Origin of the sequence: Clostridioides sp. ES-S-0006-03, assembly GCF_020662275.1 — a bacterium.
GTDB lineage: Bacteria > Bacillota > Clostridia > Peptostreptococcales > Peptostreptococcaceae > Clostridioides.
Genome location: NZ_JADGMM010000002.1, coordinates 154,938 through 181,053, shown reverse-complemented (window position 1 = coordinate 181,053; position 26,116 = coordinate 154,938). Strand labels below are relative to the sequence as shown.

The following is a 26,116-nucleotide window of genomic DNA, read 5'->3' as shown; positions in this document are numbered from 1 at the left end:
TATTAGTAAATCGAGGCAAAGTTAACAAAAGACTTATAATTTAACTATTGGTTAAATTATAAGTTAAAAGCTTATTTCATTGACTACAAAATTCCCATTTTTCATTTAGCCAACAAATAACATCCTCAAAAACTTCCTCTTTATTTATCTCATTCAATAATTCATGTCTTCCATCTTTATAGAGTTTACATGTTACATCTTTTACTCCTAATTTTATATATCTATCCCTTAGCCTTAAAACACCCTTACCATTTTTACCTATAGGGTCTTTATCTCCAGATATTATATAAATAGGAATATCAAGTGGTATCTTTTTTAAGTTTTCTTTATCCTCTATTTCTTTTAATCCTTGCACTAAATCATAAAAAAAGCCACAAGTACATACCACCCCACAAAATGGGTCATTTATATATTTTTCAACTTGTTCTTTATCTCTACTTAACCAATCAAATTTAGTATTTTTATTTCTTCTTATGCTTTCTCCACCAAATATTAAATCATTTATTTTATTGCTTCGAGAATTTCTTCCATACTTTTTAATCTCATGATTAATTATTAGATGAGCAAAATTTAGAATAATACCTTGTTTTCCATTTGAACCACATAATATAAGACCAGATAAATTATCACTGTAATCCATTATGTATCTTTGACTCGCAAATGACCCCATACTATGCCCAAATAAATAAATTGGCAAATCTTTATTTTCCTTTTTTATAATACTTGTTAAAGTATTCATATCTTCTACAAGGCATCTAAAACCTTCTTTTTCAGCTAGATGCCCAACATTCTCTACTGTCTTTGCGGTTTTTCCATGTCCTCTATGGTCATTTATATATACTATATATCCATTTTTAGTAAGCTCTTTAGCAAAAACTTCATACCGTTGTGCAGTTTCTGCCATTCCATGGGCAATTTGTACAATTGCCTTTGGGTTTTCTATACTTTCATCTTCCCATTTATATGTATATATATCTAAATCTTCTTTTCCCTTGAAAGTAAAATTTGTACACTTCATAATTACTCCTCCAGCCTGAATTTATTCAACATATTAACTTATATACTATATTACTACAATTTTCAAGTCAAAACGTTCTATATAAGTTTCTTACTTATTAATTATTAGCATAAATTGCTATACAAGTGTTGCTCTAAATAACTATATAATAATTTAGTTATTGAATATTAATTATTTAGAGAGAACATTTAACTATACTTGGACATCATATTGACATTATATTCAATTCGTGATATTCTGTTTTCGTCAAAATAGTATCTAAATACAAAGGAGATATTTTATGGATTATTCAAATGAATTGAAAGAATTGTTTCTAATGAATCAAACATATGCAACTCTTTTTACTCTTACAAACAAAATACAAATAGAAGGCGATAAGTATTTTGATGTACTTACTTCAAGACAATATATGACTATTTTATCTATTCTTCACTTACCAGAAGAAGAAACAACATTAAATAATATTGCACGAAAAATGGGTACAAGTAAACAAAATATAAATAGAATAGTTGCTAACCTTGAAAAAAATGAATATGTTCAGGTAGTTCCAAGCCCAAATGATAAAAGAGCAATTAATGTAAAGGTTACCGATTTAGGAAAACAAGTCATGATTAAATGTAGTAGAGTTGGAATAAATTTTATGGCAGATGTATTTCATGAGTTTACTCAAGACGAATTAGAAACCTTGTGGAGTTTACTAAAAAAAATGTATCGTTTTAATGGCGAAGAACAAGATGGATTTGAAGACGATGCTAATTTTATGGAGGATGAAGAACTTGATAAAATTAAAGCTGAAGCACTTAAAGAATTCTCAAGAAGAAGAAATAAAGTAAATAAAAAAGATTAATATTATAATGAAAAAGCTATCTATAATATCACAATATTTTTAAATGCTCATGAGATTAAAGATGGAGGTTTGAAATATAGATATTTGTATAATATAAATCAAAACATGAAAACGGCGACTTTAGTTTTTGCAAAATCGCCGTTAAATCTATTTATCCTTTTATAAATTTGAATAACTTTTATAGTCTTTTGTTGACTGTATTAAGGTCATTGAACTTGAAATCATGCGAGATTATGAAAATCAGATTATAGTAAGTTGCTTAGATAAGATTCTCAAACATTATAAGCTTATTCTTACATTAAAATACATAGATGAATTATCTATAGATGTAACCAAACTGGTTTTCTATGATTGTCTGAAATTTCAAATGGCTTCATCATTTCTCACTCTACTTCCAGCCTGAAAGGGAGAGAATTGATAGGAATTTCTACTTTTCACTCTTAGTCGCCACACAGAAATGATTCCAGTTGCATTTTCGAATAAAAAAATACACCCATCACATTATGCAGACCAATCTGGTCAGTCCACTCATCTATTAGTTCTATTATCCCTTTAGGTGAGTCATTGTTGAATTTCCATTCGATATAACAGTGTAGCATATCAAAGAGCAATAGAAATACAATAAGCATAATCAGCTTTTTCATCTTCTTCATTTTGATATTACCTATTTCAATTTTCTTCACTATGTTTTAGCCCTTTCAGTATAAAGGCAGAAAGACAGATGCACAGCAACAATATTATAGTACTCCCCATTATTTTTCCTACAGTGGTTATGTGGTAACCAGAAAAGTTAAATATAGCTGAAATAGGATAAAAGGTTTTTAGAGTATTTGACATACTCGCAAATAGTCCAGTAACAGAATAAATTTCAGTAAATACTAACGCAAGCCAATACCCTTTTTTCATACGTGATACCAGCGCGATAATGGGTGAAATTGCAAGGAATACACCTACACCACCTAAAAAATATTCTTTCAAAGAACTTAAAATCAGTTCTACTGATAAATCGGAAAGATGTAAAATAACTTCAGTCAAAAATGTTATGGTAAAGAGCAACAAATAAAGGAGTATGCTAAATGCAAAAGTAACAATCATTTTTGCAATGGTTAATTTTGCTTCATTTACAGGAATTAGGCGCAGAGATTTTATGGTATCATCATCTTCTTCACGACAAATCATATAACTCCCTAAAAGGGCAATGACTGCTGGAAGAACAAAAAAAGTTGCCCAGGGTTGAACTTCGTCCATATACCACCCTGCATTGTCTATATACCGAGAGCCCTCATATACAGTTTTTAATCCATAATGTAAATCTGGTCCATCATGCACACCTTGTCCTCCTGCAAAAATCATAGTAGCTACCATAACTATTGCAAAAACTGCAATCCAAACAACCTTTGAACGGCGAAGCTTTTGGCTTTCAGCCCAAAGTAATTTTTGCATGATTCATACCTCACTTTCTTTTTCTTAATGCTATATTTACAAGTACTATTGAAACAATATCCCAAATGCAAATACAAAGAAATGCAAGTGGAATGTTAATTGCCTGTGTATATACAAGACCTGGAATATCTTTATTTCGCATAACGATAACTGCCATACTGGATAACGGGTGTAAATACATATTTACTGTCATTAAGATAAAACCAGAAAAGGCATACACCAATGTTATACAAGTTGGGAGAATGTATCCTTTTTGCGACACAGCGATTGCTAAAATTGGTAGCATTACAAAAGCAATAATAACACCAAATTCCAAACATTTTTTCAGTAAATATAAAACGCTTCCCCATTCAAATACGACATATCCAGGAAGTATACTGAATATAATAGAAGCAATGGCTGTAATCAGCATGAAACAAATAGAGTAAATCAAAACCACAAAAAATTTACTGAAAAAGTATCCCATTTTGCTTATAGGCACAATCAAAAGTTGTTTGAGTATATCATACTGATTTTCTTCGCGCATAAGTATCGTGCAAAGCATTCCCAAAACGACAGGCAAAATAATAAAAATAGTATAACTGAACGCAGACCATTTATAAAATTGTATTGGGTCAACATCAGTTTCTCCCAAATGCTTGAAATATAATAGTGCGAAAAATGGCATAATGAGAGTAGCTAACAACATTAACCAAATAAGTTTCTTGCGGCGCAGTTTAAGAAATTCTGTTTGAATAAATTTAAGCAATGCCTTCTCCTCCTGTAATTTTTTTGAAATAGTCCTCTAAAGTATCATTACAAATCCCCGAACTAGTTACAGTAACATTCTGCATAACAAGGGCTTTATTTATTTCACCCATATTCAGATTAGTGTCGTAAATACGTAAGCTATGGCTGTCTTGAACAGAATAATCTTTTAAGTTGAATTGACGCTCTAAAATCAGTAAAGCTTTTGGAGTATCTGACACTTGCAGCAGTATATATTTACGATTTTTCTTTTCTAGTTGGCTCATGCTGCTTTCTTCCAAGAGGACACCATTGTTGATGATTCCAATATCATCAGCCAATAATGAAATTTCCGAAAGAATATGACTTGAAATAAGAATCGTTTTTCCGCACTCAACACTTAAATGTTTAATAAAATCTCTCATTTCAGCAATGCCAATAGGGTCAAGACCGTTTGTAGGTTCATCCAAAATCAGCACTTCTGGGTCATGTAAAATAGCATTTGCAATTCCCAGACGCTGTTTCATTCCAAGTGAATACTTACCAAACAGCTTTTTGTCTTTATAATGCAATCCTACTATTTTCAATGCGTTTTCAACTGCGTGTGGGCTGGCTGTGCCGCGCAGCTTCGCAAAAATTTCAAGATTTTCTGTTCCAGTTAAATTTGGATAAAATCCTGGTGTTTCAATAATTGCGCCAATACGGGGATATATTTGTTTTTCTCTACCTTTGATATTTTTTCCGAATACAGTTACTTCGCCAGAAGTGATAGGCGTCAGTCCTAAAATCATTTTCATAATCGTGGTTTTACCAGCTCCATTGCGTCCTAACAAACCATAAATTTGACCTTTTTTAATATGGAGATTGACTTTGCTAACCACTTCCTGTTCTCCATAAACTTTTGTCAGATGTTTTGTTTCAATCACAAAATCATTCATATAAAATTTCCTCACTTTCCATAAAACTACTTTTGTCATGTGATAACTGATAGAATATCAGAAACAATCACAATTAGAAGTATACAACATAAACCTTGCCAAAACCTTGCTTTTATCTTGTTTTAGCAGAAAGAAAGCCCTGCATTTTACAGAGCTTTCGGAAGCAATATTGTAAATATAGTCCCCATATTAATGGTGCTGTTGGCGGTAATCGTTCCTTTGTGAACATTGATAAGTTCTTTTACAATCGCCAATCCTAAGCCATTACCTTTTGATGACCTAGAATGGTCACATTGATACATTCTTTCAAAGATATGTGGGAGATTATCAGAAGATATTCCTTTCCCGTTATCTTCTACTACAATTTTGACTTGCTGTTCATTTTCAAAAATACGTAGTGTTACTTTATCTCCATCACTATGCCTAATGATATTTTGTAATAGATTATTAAGAATGCGGGTATATGCGTTTACATCTATGTGCATAGCATACTCAGTTTCAGGTATATCAATTTCATATTCAAAATGGCATTTTTCTAAAATAGGAACCCAATCAGCTATAATATTACGAGATAATTCATTCAAATCGAAAAGTTCAAAATGAAAAATCTGTTCCCTAGAATCCAATTTCACCCATTCAAATAGATTTTCTACAAAATGTTTTAAGTGTTGGGCTTTATTATACGCAACATGTATATATTCGTCCTTTTCTTCTCCTACAACAATATCAGTTTCGATTGCCTCCAAATAACCAACCAAAGAAGCAAGTGGAGTTTTTACATCATGGGAAAGACTTGTCATTAGCTGTTTGTATGCTTGTTCCGATTGTTTCTGCTGGATAAGCTGTGATTGACTGTTGATTGCAATTTCGTTAATATCATAGCAAATTTGTCTTGTTATATCACTCTTCCTTGTTAAAACACGTCGGTTAAGGTTCCCGTTTTTTATATCTTCTAAAGCATATTTTATAAGTGCAAGCTGTGTTCGGACACGCCACAAAATAGAAACGAGATACACTATAATAATTAAAGCAAGAGCAAATGCAAAAAGCAGATAAACATTCATATTTAGGTTATGCCTCCTTATTAAAACGATAGCCAACACCTCGGACTGTCAAAATATAAAATGGATGTCCAGGGTCTGCTTCAATCTTTTTCCGTAATTTACTGATAAAAGACATAATATTACTATCGTCAAAAGCATATTCTTCTCCCCACACTTGCATATAAATCTGTTTTTTGGTAAACACTCGTCCTTTATTAGAAGCCAGAAAAGAAAGTAAATCAAATTCTTTGCTTGTAAGCTGAACAGGAATATTGTCAACGGAAACAACGCGATTTGTTCTGTCAATAACCATGCCTTTTATTATTATGCAATCTGTATCTGTTACAAAAGTAGGGTTTAACATAGTATAACGGCGAATAAGAGAATTGATACGAGCCATAAGCTCATTTATGCAGAATGGCTTTGTTAGATAATCGTCAGCACCTAGACGCAACCCAGAAACTTTATCATTCTCGTCACTTTTAGCGGTAAGCATAAGTACTGGGACATTACTTGTTTCCCTAATTTTTTTCAGAACTTGAAACCCATCTATGTCTGGCATCATTACATCCAAAATCACAAGAGAGCAGCTATTTTTGTTTTCATCAGTCAGGCGTAATCCCTCCACACCTCCATGTGCAATAATAGCAGATAAATTTTCTTGCTCTACACATTTTTTCATAAGAGCACAAAGCTCTTTGTCATCGTCTATAATCACAACATTATTCATATTATAGCTCCTTTCTCCTCTTTGTTCTACTATACGACTTTTTAGAGTCTTTTAGTATTAGCCACATATAATCAATTTTTGAAAATTCCAGTATATTTTGCACCATCTTTCAGAAATGCCCCATTTTATCGCCACTTAGGGGCAAGACATATATTCCATATTCAAATGGTTCTTTCGTTATAATATATCAGCATATATTATATATGGAGAACCAGATAAAATCAAGAAATGGAGTGCGAATACCATGATTTATTTTGCCTAATAATAAGAACTACGTAAATATCCCTAAAAAGAAAGGAGAACAGTAAAATGTAACTAGGTGAATAACTATTGCAAAAAGAACTCAGTATCAAATATCAATACTGAGTTCTTTCAACATTATAATTAGTCTCTCATAAAAATTATATCATTTAGCTTTTGTAAATCATTAAATGGTTGACTACAACTATTATTTTGACATACATAATAAGTAGTTTTGTCGTTTTTTAATCTATAATTATTTAAAAAATCTATCTTAGTATTTTCTTCATTGTATTTTTTTACTAAAAAAGTTGAATTTGGTAAAAAATTTTCACTTACTAAAGTCTTAAAACCAATTAAATCAGAGTTTTCCTTTAAAATACATATGATTTCTTTTGTAGGATAAAGTTCATACATTAATGAAAGCATATAAAAACTATATCCTGTTGGTGAATTTTTTACACTATCTGAATAAAGCTTTAATTGCTTGTATGACAATTCTTCAAGTTTATTGTCACCAGTAATTTTTGCAAGTCTTATAAGATTATATAATTGTACAGAATTACCTGATGGAATAGCTCCATCATATAAGTCTTTTGGTCTTGCTATTAAATTTTCACTATCTTTACCATATAGGTAAAATCCACTTTTTTCATAGTCCCAAAAAAGCTCAATACAACTTTCATTTAATTTTAATGCCTCTTCTAAATACTTTATATCAAATGTTGATTCATAAAGTTCTATATATGCCCATATCAAAAATGCATAATCATCCAAATATGCTAAATAATCAGCACTACCATCTCTATATCTAGCTAATAATCTACCTGCTTTATTCACAAGATTACTATTTATAAAATCAATACACCTATTTGAATACTCTAAATATCTATCCATTTTTAGAGTTTTATAAGCCTTTGCTAAAGCTACTACCATCAATGCATTCCATGATGTCAGAATTTTATCATCTTTATGCAAAGAAGTTCTTTCTCTCCTATATTCAAATACCTTTTTACTCAAATTAGCTATTCTTTCATTATACTTATCATATTCTTTATTTTCTATGAGATTAGGAATACTTTTCCCCTCAAAATTTCCACTACTAGTTATATCAAAATAATCATTAAAGAATTTTCCATCTTCTTCACCTAATATATCAATTATTTCAAGTGGATTAAATGTATAAAATTTACCTTCCTCGCCCTCACTATCTGCATCTTGTGCTGAATAAAATCCACCTTCTTTATCTTGCATCTCTCTAATTACATAATCTATAGTTTTTATAGCAATTTCTTTATATAACTCTTTCTTGGTTATCTTGTATGCATCTAAATATGCAACTGTAAGCATAGCATTGTCATATAGCATCTTTTCAAAATGAGGTGCTAACCATTTTTTATCAGTGGAATATCTTGAAAAACCAAATCCAATATGGTCAAATAGACCTCCTCTGTACATTCCATCTAAAGTTTTTTCCACCATTTTTAATACATCTTCATCTTTTTCTATACTATAGTATTTCATCAAAAACATAAGATTTTGAGGACTTGGAAACTTAGGTGCATTACCAAAACCACCATATTTATCATCATAAATAGTTTTAAATATTCTAACTGATGAACTCAACATATCTTTTGATAAATCACCATCTGTATTTTTCACTCCAAAATCATCTTTAAGAGCCTCTACTATTTCATTTCCAGATTTTATAAGCATATCCTTATTTGTATTCCATTTGTCAGATACATTTTCCAATAAATCTATAACACCTGGTCTATTATATCTTGAGTATTTTGGAAAATAAGTTCCTGCAAAAAAAGGTTTTTTATCAGGAGTCATTATTATAGTCATTGGCCATCCACCACTACCTGTCATTGCTTGACAAACTGTCATATACACACTATCTATATCTGGTCTTTCTTCCTTGTCTACTTTTATTGCTATAAAGTTTTTGTTCATTATTTCAGCAACTTCTTCATCTTCAAAAGATTCATTTTCCATAACATGACACCAGTGGCAAGTTGAATATCCAATACTTAAAAATATCGGTTTATCTTCTTCCTTTGCCTTTTTAAAAGTTTCGTCGTTCCAACTATGCCAATTTATGGGATTATATGCATGTTGCAGAAGATATGGAGATTTCTCACTTATTAAATTATTAGGTTTTTTATTCGTTGCCATAATACCACCTCATTTATTATTTTGTTATATGTTTTGCAATAAAAAAATAGATATACACTTATAATAAGCATATACCCATTTTTAACTGTATATATTTAAGTTTTTATCTACTTAATTCCTCTAGGCAAATAATTTTTAAAATACCTACCAAAACAAAACAATACAAGAAATATCAAGCTATTTCTTTAAAGGTTTTTCAAAAGAAGGAGGATTGATATCTATCTTAGTATCATGATTTGGTCCTGGAGTTGATAAATCGAAGTATAGCTTAGAATCTTCTGTAACTCCAAAATCCTTGTTTGAACCTGTATCTTTAACCTTGTTTAAAGCATCTCTAAATAAAGCATTATGTGCTTCTTCTCTATTAAGTAAAAAATCAATTGTTTCTTTTACATATTTATCATCAATTTGTCTATATAGATGCTCATAAACTACCTTTGCTCTTTGTTCAGAAGCTATATTTGAAAGTAAATCAGCTACTAAATCACCTGTAACTGTAACATAATCAGCAGTCCATGGAGCTCCTGATGAATTTATTAATACTGGTGATAATCCAGTTAAAACATGAGTTTCGATTTCCCCTGTATCAACTGCTTTGTAATCAACATCATGCCCATTTAATAAATTTATAGTTTGACCTACCATTTCCATATGACTAAGTTCTTCTGCTGCTATATCAAGAAATAAATCTTTTATTTGAGGGTCTTTTATTCTAAAGCTTTGAGCTAAATATTGCATTGCTGCTTTTAATTCTCCATTTCCACCACCTAACTGTTCTTGCATCAAAACGGCATATTGAGGGTTTGGTCTTTCTACTTTTACTTCTTTTAATAAAGCTTTATCATGCTTAAACATATAAATACCTCCGTAAATTATTATTCAGAATTATTATTTACTTAAGTTACATTATTATTCTAAATTCCATCATTAATATTTAATCAATACTTTATCATACATGAATTAAATTATTATAAAACTAAAAAATATTAATCTATACTTGAGATTATTGTAAAATAAAAAACTGAATATCAATAAAAGTTTAATAAAAAACTTTATCAATATTCAGTATCAATTTTTAGTTACATATCAAATTTTCTAATGCATCATTAGGAGCTACAATAGGATAAACATCATAGTCTTTATCTATATCACATTGTAAAAACACAGGTTTATTAAAATCTATTGCATCCAAAACTCTTTCTAATCCTTCCATATCACATGCTTTATATCCATCTATATTATAAGCATTTACAAGCTTAACATAGTCTACATTTTCATTAATATCAGTTTGAGAGTATCTTTGATTAGAAAATAATTTCTGCCATTGTCTTACCATTCCTAGAGTTCTATTATTAAGCAATAAAATAAGCATAGGTACATTATAATTTGCAACTGTAGCTAACTCATTACAATTCATTCTAAAGCTTCCATCACCAGTAACTAAAACTACATTTTTATCTAAATTACCAACTTTAGTTCCAATAGCTGCTCCTAGACCAAATCCCATAGTTCCTAGACCTGCTGATGTTATAAAACTTTTATTTCCTTTAAAATCCCAATACTTTGCAGACCACATTTGGTGCTGGCCAACATCAGTAACAACTACAGTTGGATTTGCCAATTGCTCGTATTTTTCGTTTATTTTTCTAAGTATATTCTGTGGATGAAACTCTTTTTCCTCTACACCCTCACCTTTTCTAAAGGTCTTTATTTCCTCTTTCCAATTGCTATTGTCCTTACCTTCAACTCTTTCTAGTAGTAGACTAAGAACCATCTTTACATCTCCAACTAAAGATATATTGGACTTTATATTTTTACTTATTTCAGATGGGTCTATATCTATGTGTATTACTTTTGCATTTTTAGCAAATTCAGAACTTTTACTTATTACTCTATCACTAAATCTTGCACCTATCGCTATCACTAAATCTGAATTAGAAAGTGCTAAGTTACTTTCTCTACTTCCATGCATTCCAACCATTCCAAGAGATAATTCATTTTTTCTATCTATATTTCCAAGTCCCATAAGTGTATTTAATATAGGTGTATCTATCTTAGTTGCAAATTTTACAAGAACTTCTTCACTATTGGATGATTTAACACCTCCACCAGCATAGATTATAGGTTTTTTAGACTCTTTTATCATCTCCACTGCATCTTTTAAAAGTTTAAAGTTGTTTTCATCATCTAAGTCAAAATCATCCTTATAATCCATATACTCATCTATTTGACATAAACCATAGTCCTCATCATTAAAATCCATTTCTGCTAAAAACAAATCCTTTGGAACATCCACAAGTACAGGTCCTTTTCTACCTGAGTTTGCAACTTTAAAAGCTTCTTTTATTGTAGGTACTAACTCTTTAGTATTTCTAACTAGATAATTGTGCTTTGTCATAGATAAGGTTGCTCCAGTTATATCAATTTCTTGAAAAGAATCTTTCCCCAATAAACTAGTTGGAACTTGACCTGAAATTACAACCATAGGAGAAGAATCCATAAAGGCTGTTGCTATACCAGTTATAGCATTCGTTGCTCCTGGTCCAGATGTTGTAAAACAAACCCCCACTGTATTAGTGCTTCTTGCATATCCATCTGCTGCATGAACCAAACCTTGTTCATGTGAAGTCCTTATATGTTTAAAATAATCTGTATAATCATATAGAGCATCATAAAGAGGTATTACTGCTCCACCAGGATATCCAAATATTGTGTCAACTCCCTCTTTCTTTAAACATTCTAAAATTACCTTTGCTCCGTTCATACGCACTACTATGCACCACTCTTTCCCTCAAACTAATCCATTTAATATATTTATTTCAAGAATGACATCATACTTCTTAAATTTCTACCAACTTCAGCTATTTCTGTAGCATATTCTGCTTCTCTAGTTTTTAGGAAGTTTTCACGCCCTTCTTCATTTTCTTTAATCCATGCCTTAGCAAATTTTCCATTTTGTATATCTTCTAATACATCCTGCATACCTTGTTTTGCTGCATCAGTTATTACTCTTTTACCAGATACATAATCTCCATATTCTGCTGTATCACTTATGCTGTATCTCATTCTTTCAAATCCACCTTCATATATAAGGTCAACTATTAGTTTCATTTCATGTAGACATTCAAAATATGCTACTTCCTTTTGATACCCTGCATCTACAAGTGTCTTATATCCTAATTTTATAAGTTCACTTATACCACCACAAAGTACTGATTGCTCTCCAAATAAGTCAGTTTCTGTTTCTTCTTTAAAAGTAGTTTCTAAAACACCTGCTCTTGTAGCTCCTATTCCTTTTGCATATGCCAAAACTGTCTCTGTGGCTTTTTTAGTGTAATCTTGATATACTGCAAACAATGCTGGAACTCCACTTCCTTTAGTAAATACATTTCTAACTAAGTGACCAGGTCCTTTAGGAGCTACCATTACAACATCAACAAATTCTGGTGGTTGTACTTGATTATAGTGTATATTGAATCCATGTGCAAATGCTAATGTTTGACCTTCTTTTAAATTATCTCTAACGCTTTCTTCATAAACTTTCTTTTGCTTTTCATCAGGCATTAACAACATTGTTAAATCACTTTCTCTCGTAGCCTCTGCTACACTTTTTACTTCAAATCCATCTTCCTTTGCTTTTTGCGCTGACTTACTTCCATCATAAAGTCCTATCACTACATCCACACCATTATCTCTAAGATTTTGTGCATGTGCATGACCTTGACTTCCATATCCTAAAACTGCAACCTTTTTATTTTTTAAAACCTCTAAATTTACATCATTTTCATAATACATCTTTGCCATCTTTACTTCCTCCCAATATTTTCTCTCAATTATTTTGTGATATTTATTTTTATTAGAAATTTATACTCATTATCATTGATTCTATGCTACTTAACAAACTTTATTTTCTAATTTATAGAATTTTAATCTTCAGAATCTCAATATTTATAGTTTTAACAATCTTAATATTTATAATTTTCAGTTTTTAGAATTTGTAATAGGTTTATAATTTCAATAATAATCGTATTTTTAATCTAAAATTTTTCTCATCTAATATTTTTCTTTAGTTTTTATTTAAACATTAGTTTCTTCATACTAGTTTTTAATTTTTATAAGTCATATTTAATTAGTGTCTTACTTGTTCAACAGTTATTTCTCTTATATCATGTAGTTTCTTCATGTGATTTAAGACACTATCTAGAGATGTCTTTTCTTCATTTACTATCAATTTTATACCTGAATTATTCATATTATCTACAGTCATACTTATTGATTGTATATCAACTTCTCTTCTTCTAAGTGTCATCGCCACTCTTAAAAAAGAATCTATTCCTTGGTTTAATTTAGCATATACAGTATTTTCCATAAAAAACTCCTCCTTATTTTTTATTATTATTTTCATTAATTTTATATGGATTAATCTTTTATATCGCTCAAAATAAAAAAACTTTCATCTTTATAAGCAATATAAATATTACTTATAAGGACGAAAGTTAAATTCCGCGGTACCACCTTATTTGTAGATATAAAAAATATATCTACCACTCTTTTTTCAGGTCGGGTAATTGATTACCTTAACCTTAGCCATATAACGTTGGCAGACGTTTGTACTTACTAAAATATATTCAGTACAAAAGCTCCAGAGTGATCATTATACTACTGTTAACACCAATTCTCAGCAACATTGGTTCTCTGTAGATAACTCTATTAGTATTGTTGTCTCTGTCATTGCTTTTATCTATCTAATTTTTTTAACTTTGTTTTGCTGTTAATATAGATTATATTATCTATCTTTTGGAATGTCAACGACTTTTTTAAAATTTTCAGATTATTTTTTTTCTTCACAATAATCACTTTTTTATATTTTAAATGAACATTTGAAATAATCGTTTTCATATTATTATCTTATATCCATTTTTTTTAAGCCAATTTTCTTTATCTTTATACTCTGGCATAATATTTTTTACCAAATCATAAAATTTTTTTGAGTGATTCATATGTAATAAATGACTAAACTCATGTACTATTATATAGTCAATTACATCTAATCTCGCCATAGATATTTTTGAATTTATATAAATATTTTTTTGAGATGTACAACTCCCCCATCTACTTTTTTGTTCTTTTACTTTTACATTAACTGGTGTTAGTTGCTTCATTATATCACAATTCGACTTAAGAAAATCGATTCTTTCTGAAACAATTCTTTGACTTTCATTTTTGTACCAACACTGTAAAGATTTTTTGATAAAATCTTTACTTAGGTCATTTGTTTTAACAATTATTTTATATTCTTCAAGATTTATTTTACACTTACTTTTTTTCACACAATCATCCAAAGTTTTATTTACAACTAAGCAATATTCTTCACCAAGATAAAGAAATTTGTCACCTGTCATAAATGTTCTTTGCTTGTATGCTTCCTCTCTGTCTTTATACTCACCAGATTTTTTAAGTATCCAGTCTCCTTTTTTAATTATTATTTCTTCTATTATTTTTTTAGAAACTTTAGGTGGACTTATTACAACTACTTTGCCAAATGAGTCTATTTTTATGCAAATATTTTTTCTATTTTTATACAGTAATACTGCTTCTATTTCTTTATTTTTAAAATTAATATTTAAAATCTGATAATCTTTGCTCATCATTTTCATTAATTTCTTTTTTCCTTATTTGCTCTACAATTTATAAGTTCAGCTGCTATACACACAGCTATTTCTGCTGGTGTTTGAGCATCTAATTTTATTCCTATTGGAGCATGTACTTTATTTAGTTCTTGCTTACTGAACCCCTTTTTCATAAGTTTTTCGTATGTCAATCCAATTTTTGTTCTACTTCCAATCATACCTATATAGCAAGGATTCGTTTTAAGAGCCCATTCCAATGAACTTGAATCATATAGATGACCTCTCGTTAAAATAATTATATAGCTATTCTCATCAATTGGAAAATCTGGTATATTTTCAAAAGAATCTAAAACTACCACTTCTGAGTGTGGAAATCTTTCAGAATTAGCAAATTCCTCTCTATCATCTATTACTATTGTTCTAAACTCTAGAAGTGATAATATTACTGCTACATCTTTTGAAATATGACCTGCACCAAATATATATGCTTTACTTATATTTTCTTTTAAGTTTTTATTAAATCTTTCTAAATTGCTTTTCAAATTACTATCAATAAAATCTATCTGTATTTCTCCAGTACCACCACATATCATTCCAAGCTTTGCTATATCAGTTTTATTTAGAGTAAATTTATACAACATTGACTCTCTATTTTTTATAACATTAATTGAATGTTTTATGCATGTTGCTTCTACACTTCCCCCACCTACAGAACCAAATATAGAGCCATCACTTTTTACAATCATCATTGCTCCAGTTTCACGTGGTGTTGAACCTGAGTGAGAAGTTATTGTAGCAAATGCAAAGTCCTCATTATTTTCTATTAACTTTATCGCTTGTTCATATATATTCATATATTTCTCCTTACTAGTCTATTTAAAAATCTTCTATATGTCTACTTTAAGTTTTTTATTACTTTGTCTGGTATTACAAACTCAACTGGCCCCATATACCCAGGAGCTACTTCATATTCATCAAAACTAATTACAAGGTTTCCATCTTTATTAAAATAGAAATCTTGATACTTATTTATAGACTTAAAATTTTTTACTGGGGAATCTTTTTCTTGGTCTATAAAATATGATTTTGTATTGTCTTTCTTAATTTGATTTTTCATCTGTCCTTTTATATTATCACTTATAGCATCCATATATCTACTATCTTTAAAAAATATTGGTAAGTTTAATAGTATTTCTCTATTTTTATCAATAGTATAATGTGTTTTAGTTACATATGAGGAAGCTTCTATCTCTTCTTTTTTAACTTCTATAGATAAAAAGCCCTTAGAATTATTTTTTACACTATAACTTACATTTAAGTATCTATGACCTTTGTTGTTTTCTTTTTTCATTTTATTTTGAAATTCACTATAAAGTTTTTTCCCATTTTCCATAAATTCATTGTTTAATTTATTCTCTAAATCTTTATCTTTTAAACCTTCTATCTTAGGAATTTTGATATTGACTTCATAATTATCTTGTTTCAAACTATAATTTTTAGCATTTATCACTTTTATCGGATTATTTTTTATAACTCTATCAGAAGAACTTCCTGCAAATATAGGATTTACATTTACTAATGCTACAAGTAGACACACTGAAATCACAGCAATTTTAAATATAGATTTTTTAAGTTTTTTATATGTATTCATATTAACCTCCTTAATATATTTATATATAAATTACTATTCTATTTACAAATTTTTTATTACTTTATATGGAATTACAAATTCTACTGAACCCATATAACCAGGTGCTACTTCAAACTGGTCAAAACAAATTACAAGGTCTTCATTTTTATTAAAATAGAAATCTTGATATTTATTTATTGTTTTAAAATCTTTAACAGGAGAATCTTTCCCCTGATCTATAAAATATGATTTTGTGCTGTCATTTTTCATTTGATTTCGCATTTGTTCTTTTATATTATTACTAATAACTTTTACATATTTATCATCCTTAAAAAGCATAGGTAAAGTTAAAACTATTTGTCTTTTTTTATCAACATTATAATGTATTTTGCTCACATATGATGATGCTTCTATCTCATTTTTTGTCATTTCTATTGATAGAAAATCTTTAGAATTATTTTTAACACTATAACTTAAGCTTAAATACTTATGTTCCTTATTTTTTGATAATTCTATTTTTTCCATTCTATTTTGAAATTCATCATAAAGCCTCTTTCCATCTTCCATAAAACTATTATTTAATCTCTTCTCTAAATTTTTATCTTTTAAACCTTGTATTTTAGGAATATCAATTTTAGCTTCATAGTTTTCGTTTTTTAAACTATAATTTTTTATAGTTACTACTTTTACTAATCCTCCAATTATAGGTAATTTAGAAAAGTTATCTGCAAATACAGGGCTAATATTTACTAATACTATAAACATACAGGCTGAAGCCATAATGACTTTAAATCTCCATTTATTTATCTTTTTATTTTGTTCGCAATATATATCTTTTATTTTTTTATGATTTATTATAGTATCTAGTTTCTTTGGTATTGGAATTTTATGATACTCATCTCTTAACTTATCTAACCTTTCTTTGTTCGTCATTCTTTTTATCCCTACTCTTCAATTTTTAATTTTAATTTTTTTAAAGCAGTGTATAACCTAGTTTTAACAGTATTCACATTTTCATCCAATATTATTGCTACTTCTTCAATCTTTAAATCCTCAAAAAATCTCAATATTATAATAGATTTATATTCAATAGGTAATTCTTCTAATGCTTTTTTTAAGTCTAAATCAGTATACTTATCACATTCTCCTGTCTCATCTATAAGAGTGATATCTGTCATATTATTATATTTGCGGTTTTTTCTAATAAAATCTATACTCGTTCTAACTAGAATTTTATAAAACCATGTTTTTATATAATTTACTTCTTTAAGGTTTTCTACTGAATATAGAGCCTTATACATGGCTTCTTGAACCACATCTAATGCGTCCTCTTCATTTTTTGTATAACTATATGCAATTCTATAAAAAGAGTCTTTATTATCGATAATGTATCTCTCAACTTTCCTTCTCTTTAAACTCTTAAACATTCCTGTAAAATCTCCCTCCGGCTACAGGCTAGGATTGAGTTTTTATAGATTCTATCTCTCTACTTTTGCACTTTCATTCAATTTTTTTATGTGCTCAATATATTTTTCGTTTAAAATAGATTCTCTTACTAAACTCTGACACTCATTAAGACTTTTTTGTCTTTCTCTTTTATCAGTAACTTTGACTATATGATATCCATAACTAGTTTCAAAAACACCTGAAACCTCATTTTTCTTTAATTTGAATACTTTTTTTGTAAATTCAGCATTTTTATCATTCTTTGAAAAATAGCCTAGCTGACCTCCATTTTTTCCAGTCGCTTTGTCATCTGAATATTTTTTAGCCAATGCTTCAAAACTTTCTCCATTTTTGATTTTAGTCAATATACTCTCTGCCTCTTTTTTTAAAGCTTCTTTTTTATCCTTACTTACTTCTTTTTTATTTTTGTCTAAAGTTGATATCAATATTTGAGAAGCACTTACTTCTTCTACGTTAAAATCTTTTTTATGATTTACATAATAAGATTCCATCTCAGCATCACTTATATTTATTTTATTTTCAAAGGCTTTTTTACTTTTGTCTATGGCTAAATCTCTAGATATTTCTTGCTTTAAATATTCCTTATCTACACCTGCTTTGTCCATTTTTTCTTTATAGCTTGTATTCAAATTCATTTCATTTTCTAGTTCTTGATATTTTGAGTCTATCTCACCTTTACTTGGAGTTAATCCTTTATCCTTAGCCTCTTGATATAAAAGTTCATTATCCACCATAAACGATATTATAACATTTTCTAATTTATTTCTACCTTTTTTATCTAAACTTTTTTCCATTTCATCTAAAGATTGACCATTTATATAACTGTTAGTAGCAGATAATACTGCCTTTGTTTTTTCATATTGCGCCTTTGTGATTTCTACATCATTCACTTTAGCTAAACTTTTATTACAACCAACCATCATTAAAGATAGTACTCCGACCATTCCTACACAAAGTTTTTTATTCAAAACACTTACACCTCACTCATTTTTTATTTTCAATTTTTAAAACTCTTAATCAACATTTTTTATTTTTACTATTCCAAATTACGTAACCAATAATTTTTTGGTATCTGATTTTGCTCTACTGCTGCAAATTCATAGCCTTCATCTGATAAAAATTTTAAAATTGAATCTAAAGCTTCTGCACTTTGTTTTTTCTCATGCATTAAAACTACAAGTTGATCCTTATCTTCACCTTTTCTATTCTTAATATGAGCTTTTACATTCTGTACAATTTGTGCAGAATTAGATTTCCAGTCTTCAGTATCTAAATCCCAATCCCAAATTTTATACCCTGCATCAACTAAGGCTTGATATGAAGCTTGTGGAGTATATGGTTTACTTCCATAAGGAATTCTTATTACTTTTGAATGTTTACCAGTTATACTATAAAGAGTCTGATCATTCGTATCAAATTCATCTTTTGCTGATGTACTAGTAACATAAAGTTTATGAATATCATGAGATACACTATGAAAACCTGCTGTGTTCCCATTTTTAATTATATTTTTAACTTGCTGTGGATATTCCTTCATATTTCCATCTATCATAAAAAAAGTTGCTTTAACATTATACTTATTTAAAGTTTTTATCATTTGGTCAGTAAATTTAGATGGACCATCATCTATAGTTATGTATGCTACTTTTCCAGAACTTTTACTAGGCCCTTTACTAACTTCTGCTGATGTATTAGATATTATATCTGTAATAGTAGAACTTGATAGTTTAGCATTTCTACTAATTTCATCTTCTTTCATGTTCATATAACTAACTCGTATGCCAATTATTATAAATGCTAAACAGACTACTATAGCACTTAAAAGCAAATACAATCTCTTTCTATTTATTTTTTTCTTTTTATTTCTCATCGTTCGACCTCCAATATTACTATATTTTTACATTTATATTTTTGTAGTATTTTAGAATCAGAATCTACACTACATATATATAGACGTTGAACTTCGACAAAAAGTTTTACTTAATTTTTAAAATTTGTTATTTTGCTGATTATTATGCTGTATAATTTCTGTATAATTGTATAGAATGTTGAAAATTGAGTATTATATAGTGTTTTTTACAATTAATACTAGTTAAAATGTCGTTTCTAATTTTTAAAATTTATAATTTTTTTTCTATAAAATAGAAATTTAAAATAAGAAATATATTAAGAAAATAATATTATTTCTTGTTTTGACCTTATATTTTATATATTCATATACATTTGTTTTTGTTATTAAATAAAAATTTATAAACTTGTCTACAAAGTGTTATACTTTATAGGAAACTTTTTACATTACAACATAATAATTTGTTACAATATAAGTATTAGTTGTATAAAAATTCTAAAAATATTATTGGGAGGTATTGTTTATGAAGGTAATTTCTTTAATTGAAAATATTTCTGGCTCCAAAAACTTAAAATCTGAACATGGTTTATCTTTATTTTTAGAAATTAATGATAAAAGATATATATTAGATACAGGAAAAAGTGGAAATTTTATAGAAAATGCTAAAAATTTAAATGTTGATTTATTAAATTTAGATGCACTTGTAATATCTCATAATCATTCCGACCATATTGGTGGTATAGATAAATTTTTTGAAATTAATAAAGATATTGACGTTTATATAAAATCTCAAGCTAAATTATATGAATATTTCTACCATAACGAAAATCAGCAAGAAAACTACTATATAGGAAATAGAAAGGGCTTATTTGAAGATTTTAATAAAAACTTTATTTGGATAGATGATTTTTACAAACTTAGTGAAAATCTTTATATCTTCTCTGATAAAAACAATAATAAAGATTTCTTTTGTAGAGATAAAAATCTGTTAAAATTTAAGGACAATATGTTTATTGAAGATGATTTTAAACACGAATTATTCTTAGTATATGTGGATGGAGACTATGTATCAATAATAAGTAGTTGTAGTCATAGTGGAATTGTAAATATCGCTCATACTGTTAAAAAATACTTTCCAGATAAATCAATTAAGTTTATTATTGGAGGATTTCATATGGATAATTTATCAAAACAAGGTGGACTTAACTGTTCTACAGAATACATAGATGATGTCATAAAGGAACTTAACACAATTGGTTTTCAGAAAATATATACATTCCATTGTACAGGATTAGTTGCATTTGATTACATGAAAAAATTACTTGGAGACAAAATAGAGTATTTTAAGACAGGTGATTTTTTAGAGGTGTAATTATAAAAGCTAAAAATAAAAAAATAAAATCCCAATCTATCTACGTTATAGATTGGGATTTTATTTTTTATATAATCATAAAGTATTTATAAACTAGTTAGACTCATTTTTTGTTTTCTTAGTCATATAAGCATACACTGGCAAGCCTATAGCTGTTATTATAAGACCTCCAACAGATATCATAGTAGTTTTCATACCCGCGAAGCATAATTGATTAACTACGACAAATATACCACTCACTATAGCTATTATTGGAACAATTGGATATAGTGGTACTTTGTATTCTCTTGGTATATCTGGGTGAGTTTTTCTAAGCTTCATTACCCCTATAAATGTCAATACATAGAATATCCAAGTAGCAAATACTGCTAAATCAGTTAATAAATTAAATTGACCTGATAAAGCATAGATAGCTGCAAGAACAGATACTAATACTATAGAATTTGCTGGAACTTGAGCAGAATTTAATTTAGAAAATACTTTATATTTAGGCAAAGTTTTATCTGTTGCTAAAGTATAGGCCACTCTTGAACCAGTTAATAAGAATCCATTTAATGCTCCAAATACTGAAATTAATATACCTACAGATATTATTTTTCCACCTATTGAACCAAATATAACCTCAGCAACTGCTGATGCTGGTGAAGCGTAATTAGCTAGCTCACTAGCTGGTAATACCCAAAGATATGCTAAGTTTATTACAAAGTAAACAGCCATAACCACTGATAATCCACCTATTATAGCTTTTGGAAGGTCTTTTCCTGGATTTTTCATTTCTCCAGCCAAAGTACCAACATTCATCCATCCATCAAATGCAAATAATATAGCAATTAAAACTTGACCTATTACACTTCCTAGACTTAATCCTTCACCAACCATAGGACTAAGTATTGGATTATCTCCACCGCCTTTAATAAATCCAACAATCATTATTAATATAAGTGGTATTAATTTACATATTGTAGAAATTGTTTGTATAGCTCCCCCAGTTTTTGAACCCAACATATTCAGCCCTGCAACTATCACTATAATTCCAATTGCTATTGGAAGTAATAATGATGAATTACCAATTAAAGCTGATGCTTGCTCTCCAAATATGACACCTAATGCTGCCATCATCCCAGGATAGAATAATACAATTTGCATCCATCCAGTTAAAAATCCCAATTTATCTCCATAAATCTCTTTTATATATACCATCATTCCACCAGTTTTTGGTATTGCAACTGATACCTCTGCAGCTGTAAGACCAGCTGTTATAGTTATGATTCCTGCTATTAACCATGCCAATATGCCAAGTCCTGGAGCTCCTCCAGTTAATGTATAAACTGCCTGCGGTTTAAAAAATACACCTGCTCCTATTACTGAACCTACAACAGTTGATAATGCTGCAGATACACCAAGAGTCTTTTTTAGCTCACTATTTCCCATTTTTTTCCTCCTATTTCTTCCTATTTAATTTTAATTTCATAGTTATATAAGCATCTACTATGCCAATATTATAGAAAAATAGTTTTTATTATTTATTAAGATAAAATAACATATGCTAAACTTTTGTAAATTTTAATTTTTAAGTAAAATTAAAATTTTTTAAAAAAATTATAAAAATTAAAAATCCCAATATGATGATACATTCTTCATAACAGTTAAATTGTTTTACATTTCAATATCTATTTATCTATTAGAATAGATTCTATCCACAAGTAAAAGTTAATTTAAACCTTTTGCAATAAATTTTCACCGTTTTCAAAAACATTTTATTATATTTTTGTAATTTGTATTTTATTATTAATGTTTTTGACTAAATAGTATCACTTTTATTTATTTTATAGCTTGTTTTATAGTAATAAATAATTTAACAATTTATTATAACCCAAATTAAACCATAAATCAAAACTAATATTTTATTTTTTAGTAAAAAATAAAATATTAGTTTTGAAAACGTTTACTTTTTATTAAAATTTATATCTATTTCATCTTAAAACATATCCTTTTTCAGCCCATATTATTCAATATGAAAATTAATTTAAAATTATTTTTCTTAAATATTAATTATATAATTATATTTTTTCTAAAATAAATAATGTATTATAATCGTTTTATTGATAAATTGTATACATAATAAACTTAAGTAAGAAACCTGTGATTTTCTTCTACAATATAAAACAGGAAATAAGAAAGTATACCGTTTTTTTTAAAAAACGGTATACTTTCTTATTTTCTATCAATCTATTTTTATTCTATTTTCTTCTTTTAATTAATTCTTTTTTTATTTCATCAATTTCAACACCTTTTTCTATCATTAAAACCAATGTATGATATACTAAATCACTAATCTCATAAATAAGTTCACTTTTATCTTCATTTTTTGAGGCTATAATTACTTCACTGCTTTCTTCTCCAACTTTTTTAAGAATTTTATCTAAACCTTTGTCAAATAGATAGTTAGTATAAGACCCCTCAATAGGATTGTTTTTTCTTTCATTTATTAAATCATATAATTCTTTTAATGTATTTTTTTGTACTTCAAAGTCAATTTTATCAGTATCATCAAATAAATCTCTATAGAAACAAGAGTAATTACCTGTATGGCAAGCTACACCTGTTTGTTCAACTAAAAGTAATATTGTATCCACATCACAATCATAAGAAATCTTGACCACTTTTTGAATATTTCCAGATGTCTCACCTTTAACCCATAATTCTTGTCTACTTCTGCTAAAGTAACAAGCTATTTTGTCTTTTAAAGTTTTCTTTATAGACTCCTCATTCATATATGCTAACATCAATACATCTTTACTTATTACATCCTGAACAACAGCAGGAACTAATCCTTTATCATCAAATTTTACATTTTTTATAAATTCTTCAAATTTTTCACTGCATACATTATTACATTTATCATTCATTTTTCCAATCTCCTTATAGATATTTAATTTATAATCTTACTTCTACACCCATTTCTTTTAAATACTTTTTCAAATCCTTTATTTTTATCTCTCCAAAATGAAAAACAGATGCTGCTAAGATTCCATCTACATTAGATTCTTTGACTGCTTCATAGAAATCTTCCATTTTCCCAGCCCCTCCAGATGCTATAACAGGTACATTTACTAAAGATGTTATTTTTGACAGTAACTCTATATCATATCCATTTTTCATTCCATCTTCATCCATACTATTTACAACAATCTCTCCAGCTCCAAGTTCAACACCTTTGACTGCCCATTCAATTGCATCTAAATCTGTTTTCTCTCTACCGCCTTTTACATATACACTCCATGAACCCGCTTCATTTTTTTTTGCATCTATTGATAAAACTACACATTGTGCACCAAACTTTAGTGAGGCTTCTCTTATTAATTCAGGATTTTTTACTGCTGATGAATTTATAGAAACTTTATCTGCACCTTTTCTTAAAATATTAGTAAAGTCTTCTAATTTATTTACTCCTCCACCTACACAAAATGGAATATTTATATTTTCTGCAACTTTAGATACAAATTCCAAAGATGTCTTTCTGTCTTCATTTGATGCAGTTATATCATAAAATACAAGTTCATCTGCGCCACAGTCACTATAAAATTTTCCAAGGACTTCTGGACTATCCACATCCACTATATCTGTAAATTTTTTCCCTTTTACAACTCTTCCATTTCGTACATCTAAACATGGTATTATTCTTCTAGTAAGCATAGTTGTTGAGCCTCCTTAAAGTCTATCTTCTTATCATAAAGTGCTTTACCTATTATTGCTCCATATAAGTTCATATCTTTAAGTTTTTTAATATCTTTAATAGAAGTCACTCCCCCAGAAGCAATAACATTTAAAGATGTCTCTTTTGATATTTTTTCATATATATCAAAGTTTGGACCTTGAAGCATACCATCTTTTGATATATCTGTATAAACAATCGTCTTTACTCCTATTTTTTCAAGTTGTTTACATAAAGTCAGAGAATCTACATTGCTTACAACTTCCCAACCTCTAACCGCTACCTTTCCATTTTTAGCATCAATTGAAACAACAATTTTTTCTTGATATTCATTAACCAACTCATCAACTAACTCCATATTTTCAATTGCGATACTCCCAAGTATCACTCTAGTAACACCTGCTTTTATTAAACTTTGAACTTTCTCCTTATCTCTAACCCCTCCACCTACTTGAATAGGTATTTTTATATTGTTTGCTATATTTTCAATTGTTTTTGTATTTACACCAAATTCACTTCTAGCTCCATTTAAATCTACTATATGTATATATTCTGCACCTTCATTTTTCCATTTATATGCTACTTCTAATGGATTATCATAATATACATTTACTTTGTCAAAATCACCTTGAGTTAATCTTACACACTTGTTATCCTTTATATCTATTGCTGGAAATATTATCATTTTATCATCTCCCCATATGCTCTTAATATATTTAAACCTACTTCTCCACTTTTTTCTGGATGAAATTGTATACCATATACATTATCTTTTCTAACTATTGCTGGAATCTTCTTCTCATACTCTGAAAACGCAACAAGTTCTTTATTTGATGAATTTGCATAATATGAATGAACAAAGTATACATAGTCATCTTCTTTAATATATTTAAGAATATCATCATTTTTCTTATTAAATTTTAGATTATTCCATCCCATATGTGGAACTTTTAAACTTATATCCAGTTTATCAATGCTACCTTCTATAAGACCTAACCCTTCATATTCTCCATATTCATAGCTTTTTTCATAAAGTAATTGCATGCCTAAACATATGCCTATTAAAAACTTTCCCTTTGACACATGTTCTTTTATTATTGGCACCAAATCTAGCTTATTTAAAGCATTTATAGAATCTCTAAAAGCTCCAACACCTGGAAGTATTAGTGAATTTGCCTTCTTTATTTCATTTAAATTGTTAGAAATTTTAGTTTCTATTCCAGCCTTCTTAAAACCTCTAGATACAGAATCTATATTTCCTAGACCATAATCTACTATTATATTCAT

General features: G+C 28.5%; 25 protein-coding genes and 1 other annotated feature. Of the genes, 2 read left to right on the top strand and 23 right to left on the bottom strand.

Translation table 11 applies throughout. From position 1 onward, the window contains the following. Positions 1-76 precede the first annotated feature (76 nt). The gene (locus tag IR151_RS02985; protein ID WP_227432979.1) at positions 77-1,018 is read right to left on the bottom strand and encodes an alpha/beta hydrolase; all 942 of its coding nucleotides are present in this window, start codon (positions 1,016-1,018) and stop codon (positions 77-79) included. Positions 1,019-1,298: 280 nt separating this feature from the next. Between IR151_RS02985 and IR151_RS02980 the strand changes: the two genes are divergently transcribed. Further along, on the top strand, positions 1,299-1,865 hold the full coding sequence (locus IR151_RS02980) for a MarR family winged helix-turn-helix transcriptional regulator (protein WP_227432977.1): 567 nt from the start codon (positions 1,299-1,301) through the stop codon (positions 1,863-1,865). A 669-nt stretch (positions 1,866-2,534) separates the two neighbouring features. Here the strand turns inward: IR151_RS02980 and IR151_RS02975 are convergent. The 17 genes from IR151_RS02975 to IR151_RS02895 form a co-directional block, all read right to left on the bottom strand. Beyond that, on the bottom strand, positions 2,535-3,308 hold the full coding sequence (locus IR151_RS02975; RefSeq protein ID WP_227432976.1) for an ABC transporter permease: 774 nt from the start codon (positions 3,306-3,308) through the stop codon (positions 2,535-2,537). 10 nt (positions 3,309-3,318) lie between these two features. Beyond that, positions 3,319-4,056, bottom strand: coding sequence for an ABC transporter permease (locus IR151_RS02970; RefSeq protein WP_227432975.1), 738 nt, complete (start codon positions 4,054-4,056; stop codon positions 3,319-3,321). After that, the gene (locus IR151_RS02965) at positions 4,049-4,972 is read right to left on the bottom strand and encodes an ABC transporter ATP-binding protein (protein WP_227432974.1); all 924 of its coding nucleotides are present in this window, start codon (positions 4,970-4,972) and stop codon (positions 4,049-4,051) included. Before IR151_RS02965 ends, IR151_RS02970 begins: the two co-directional genes overlap by 8 nt. Before the next feature lie 146 nt (positions 4,973-5,118). Continuing rightward, a complete protein-coding gene (locus tag IR151_RS02960; protein WP_227432972.1) occupies positions 5,119-6,036 on the bottom strand; it encodes a sensor histidine kinase in 918 nt (305 codons plus the stop codon). 7 nt (positions 6,037-6,043) lie between these two features. Beyond that, a complete protein-coding gene (locus IR151_RS02955) occupies positions 6,044-6,745 on the bottom strand; it encodes a response regulator transcription factor (protein ID WP_227432970.1) in 702 nt (233 codons plus the stop codon). A 384-nt stretch (positions 6,746-7,129) separates the two neighbouring features. Beyond that, a complete protein-coding gene (locus tag IR151_RS02950; protein ID WP_227432967.1) occupies positions 7,130-9,166 on the bottom strand; it encodes a thioredoxin domain-containing protein in 2,037 nt (678 codons plus the stop codon). Positions 9,167-9,343: 177 nt separating this feature from the next. Next, positions 9,344-10,021, bottom strand: a complete 678-nt coding sequence (locus tag IR151_RS02945; RefSeq protein WP_227432965.1) for a manganese catalase family protein — start codon at positions 10,019-10,021, stop codon at positions 9,344-9,346. Between the two features lie 220 nt (positions 10,022-10,241). Further along, a complete protein-coding gene (ilvB, locus tag IR151_RS02940; RefSeq protein WP_227432964.1) occupies positions 10,242-11,930 on the bottom strand; it encodes a biosynthetic-type acetolactate synthase large subunit in 1,689 nt (562 codons plus the stop codon). A 50-nt stretch (positions 11,931-11,980) separates the two neighbouring features. Then, the gene (gene ilvC, locus IR151_RS02935) at positions 11,981-13,000 is read right to left on the bottom strand and encodes a ketol-acid reductoisomerase (protein WP_255606542.1); all 1,020 of its coding nucleotides are present in this window, start codon (positions 12,998-13,000) and stop codon (positions 11,981-11,983) included. Between the two features lie 295 nt (positions 13,001-13,295). After that, positions 13,296-13,535 (bottom strand): ACT domain-containing protein, encoded by a 240-nt coding sequence (locus tag IR151_RS02930; RefSeq protein ID WP_227432962.1) that lies wholly within the window; start codon positions 13,533-13,535, stop codon positions 13,296-13,298. Between the two features lie 113 nt (positions 13,536-13,648). Then, positions 13,649-13,907, bottom strand: a binding site (T-box leader). A gap of 154 nt (positions 13,908-14,061) precedes the next feature. Then, positions 14,062-14,823, bottom strand: coding sequence for a SprT family zinc-dependent metalloprotease (locus IR151_RS02925; protein ID WP_227432961.1), 762 nt, complete (start codon positions 14,821-14,823; stop codon positions 14,062-14,064). Further along, positions 14,823-15,650 (bottom strand): XdhC family protein, encoded by an 828-nt coding sequence (locus tag IR151_RS02920; protein WP_227432959.1) that lies wholly within the window; start codon positions 15,648-15,650, stop codon positions 14,823-14,825. The genes IR151_RS02925 and IR151_RS02920 overlap by 1 nt, the downstream gene beginning before the upstream one ends. A gap of 41 nt (positions 15,651-15,691) precedes the next feature. After that, entirely contained in the window at positions 15,692-16,447 is a 756-nt protein-coding gene (locus tag IR151_RS02915) for a DUF3298 and DUF4163 domain-containing protein (protein WP_227432957.1), read from the bottom strand. 42 nt (positions 16,448-16,489) lie between these two features. Beyond that, complete coding sequence (locus IR151_RS02910; protein WP_227432955.1) at positions 16,490-17,359, bottom strand: DUF3298 and DUF4163 domain-containing protein; 870 nt, start codon at positions 17,357-17,359, stop codon at positions 16,490-16,492. An 11-nt stretch (positions 17,360-17,370) separates the two neighbouring features. Beyond that, positions 17,371-17,853 (bottom strand): sigma-70 family RNA polymerase sigma factor, encoded by a 483-nt coding sequence (locus tag IR151_RS02905; protein WP_227432953.1) that lies wholly within the window; start codon positions 17,851-17,853, stop codon positions 17,371-17,373. Between the two features lie 51 nt (positions 17,854-17,904). Beyond that, positions 17,905-18,861 carry a peptidylprolyl isomerase gene (locus tag IR151_RS02900; protein WP_227432952.1) on the bottom strand — a complete coding sequence of 319 codons (957 nt, stop codon included), beginning with the start codon at positions 18,859-18,861 and terminating at the stop codon, positions 17,905-17,907. 68 nt (positions 18,862-18,929) lie between these two features. Next, positions 18,930-19,763 (bottom strand): polysaccharide deacetylase family protein, encoded by an 834-nt coding sequence (locus IR151_RS02895; protein WP_227432951.1) that lies wholly within the window; start codon positions 19,761-19,763, stop codon positions 18,930-18,932. A gap of 502 nt (positions 19,764-20,265) precedes the next feature. Between IR151_RS02895 and IR151_RS02890 the strand changes: the two genes are divergently transcribed. Further along, the gene (locus IR151_RS02890) at positions 20,266-21,114 is read left to right on the top strand and encodes an MBL fold metallo-hydrolase (RefSeq protein WP_227432950.1); all 849 of its coding nucleotides are present in this window, start codon (positions 20,266-20,268) and stop codon (positions 21,112-21,114) included. 93 nt (positions 21,115-21,207) lie between these two features. On the opposite strand, the gene IR151_RS02885 is transcribed toward IR151_RS02890, so the two are convergent. From IR151_RS02885 to hisH, 5 genes are all read right to left on the bottom strand, one after another. Beyond that, positions 21,208-22,545, bottom strand: coding sequence for an APC family permease (locus tag IR151_RS02885; protein ID WP_227432948.1), 1,338 nt, complete (start codon positions 22,543-22,545; stop codon positions 21,208-21,210). Positions 22,546-23,354: 809 nt separating this feature from the next. Next, positions 23,355-24,023 carry a bifunctional phosphoribosyl-AMP cyclohydrolase/phosphoribosyl-ATP diphosphatase HisIE gene (gene hisIE, locus IR151_RS02880; RefSeq protein WP_227432946.1) on the bottom strand — a complete coding sequence of 223 codons (669 nt, stop codon included), beginning with the start codon at positions 24,021-24,023 and terminating at the stop codon, positions 23,355-23,357. A 28-nt stretch (positions 24,024-24,051) separates the two neighbouring features. Next, the gene (gene hisF, locus IR151_RS02875) at positions 24,052-24,810 is read right to left on the bottom strand and encodes an imidazole glycerol phosphate synthase subunit HisF (protein ID WP_227432943.1); all 759 of its coding nucleotides are present in this window, start codon (positions 24,808-24,810) and stop codon (positions 24,052-24,054) included. Next, positions 24,792-25,514: a 1-(5-phosphoribosyl)-5-[(5-phosphoribosylamino)methylideneamino]imidazole-4-carboxamide isomerase gene (gene hisA, locus IR151_RS02870; protein ID WP_227432942.1), complete on the bottom strand. Its 723-nt coding sequence runs from the start codon at positions 25,512-25,514 to the stop codon at positions 24,792-24,794. The genes hisF and hisA overlap by 19 nt, the downstream gene beginning before the upstream one ends. After that, complete coding sequence (hisH, locus tag IR151_RS02865) at positions 25,511-26,116, bottom strand: imidazole glycerol phosphate synthase subunit HisH (protein WP_227432941.1); 606 nt, start codon at positions 26,114-26,116, stop codon at positions 25,511-25,513. Before hisH ends, hisA begins: the two co-directional genes overlap by 4 nt.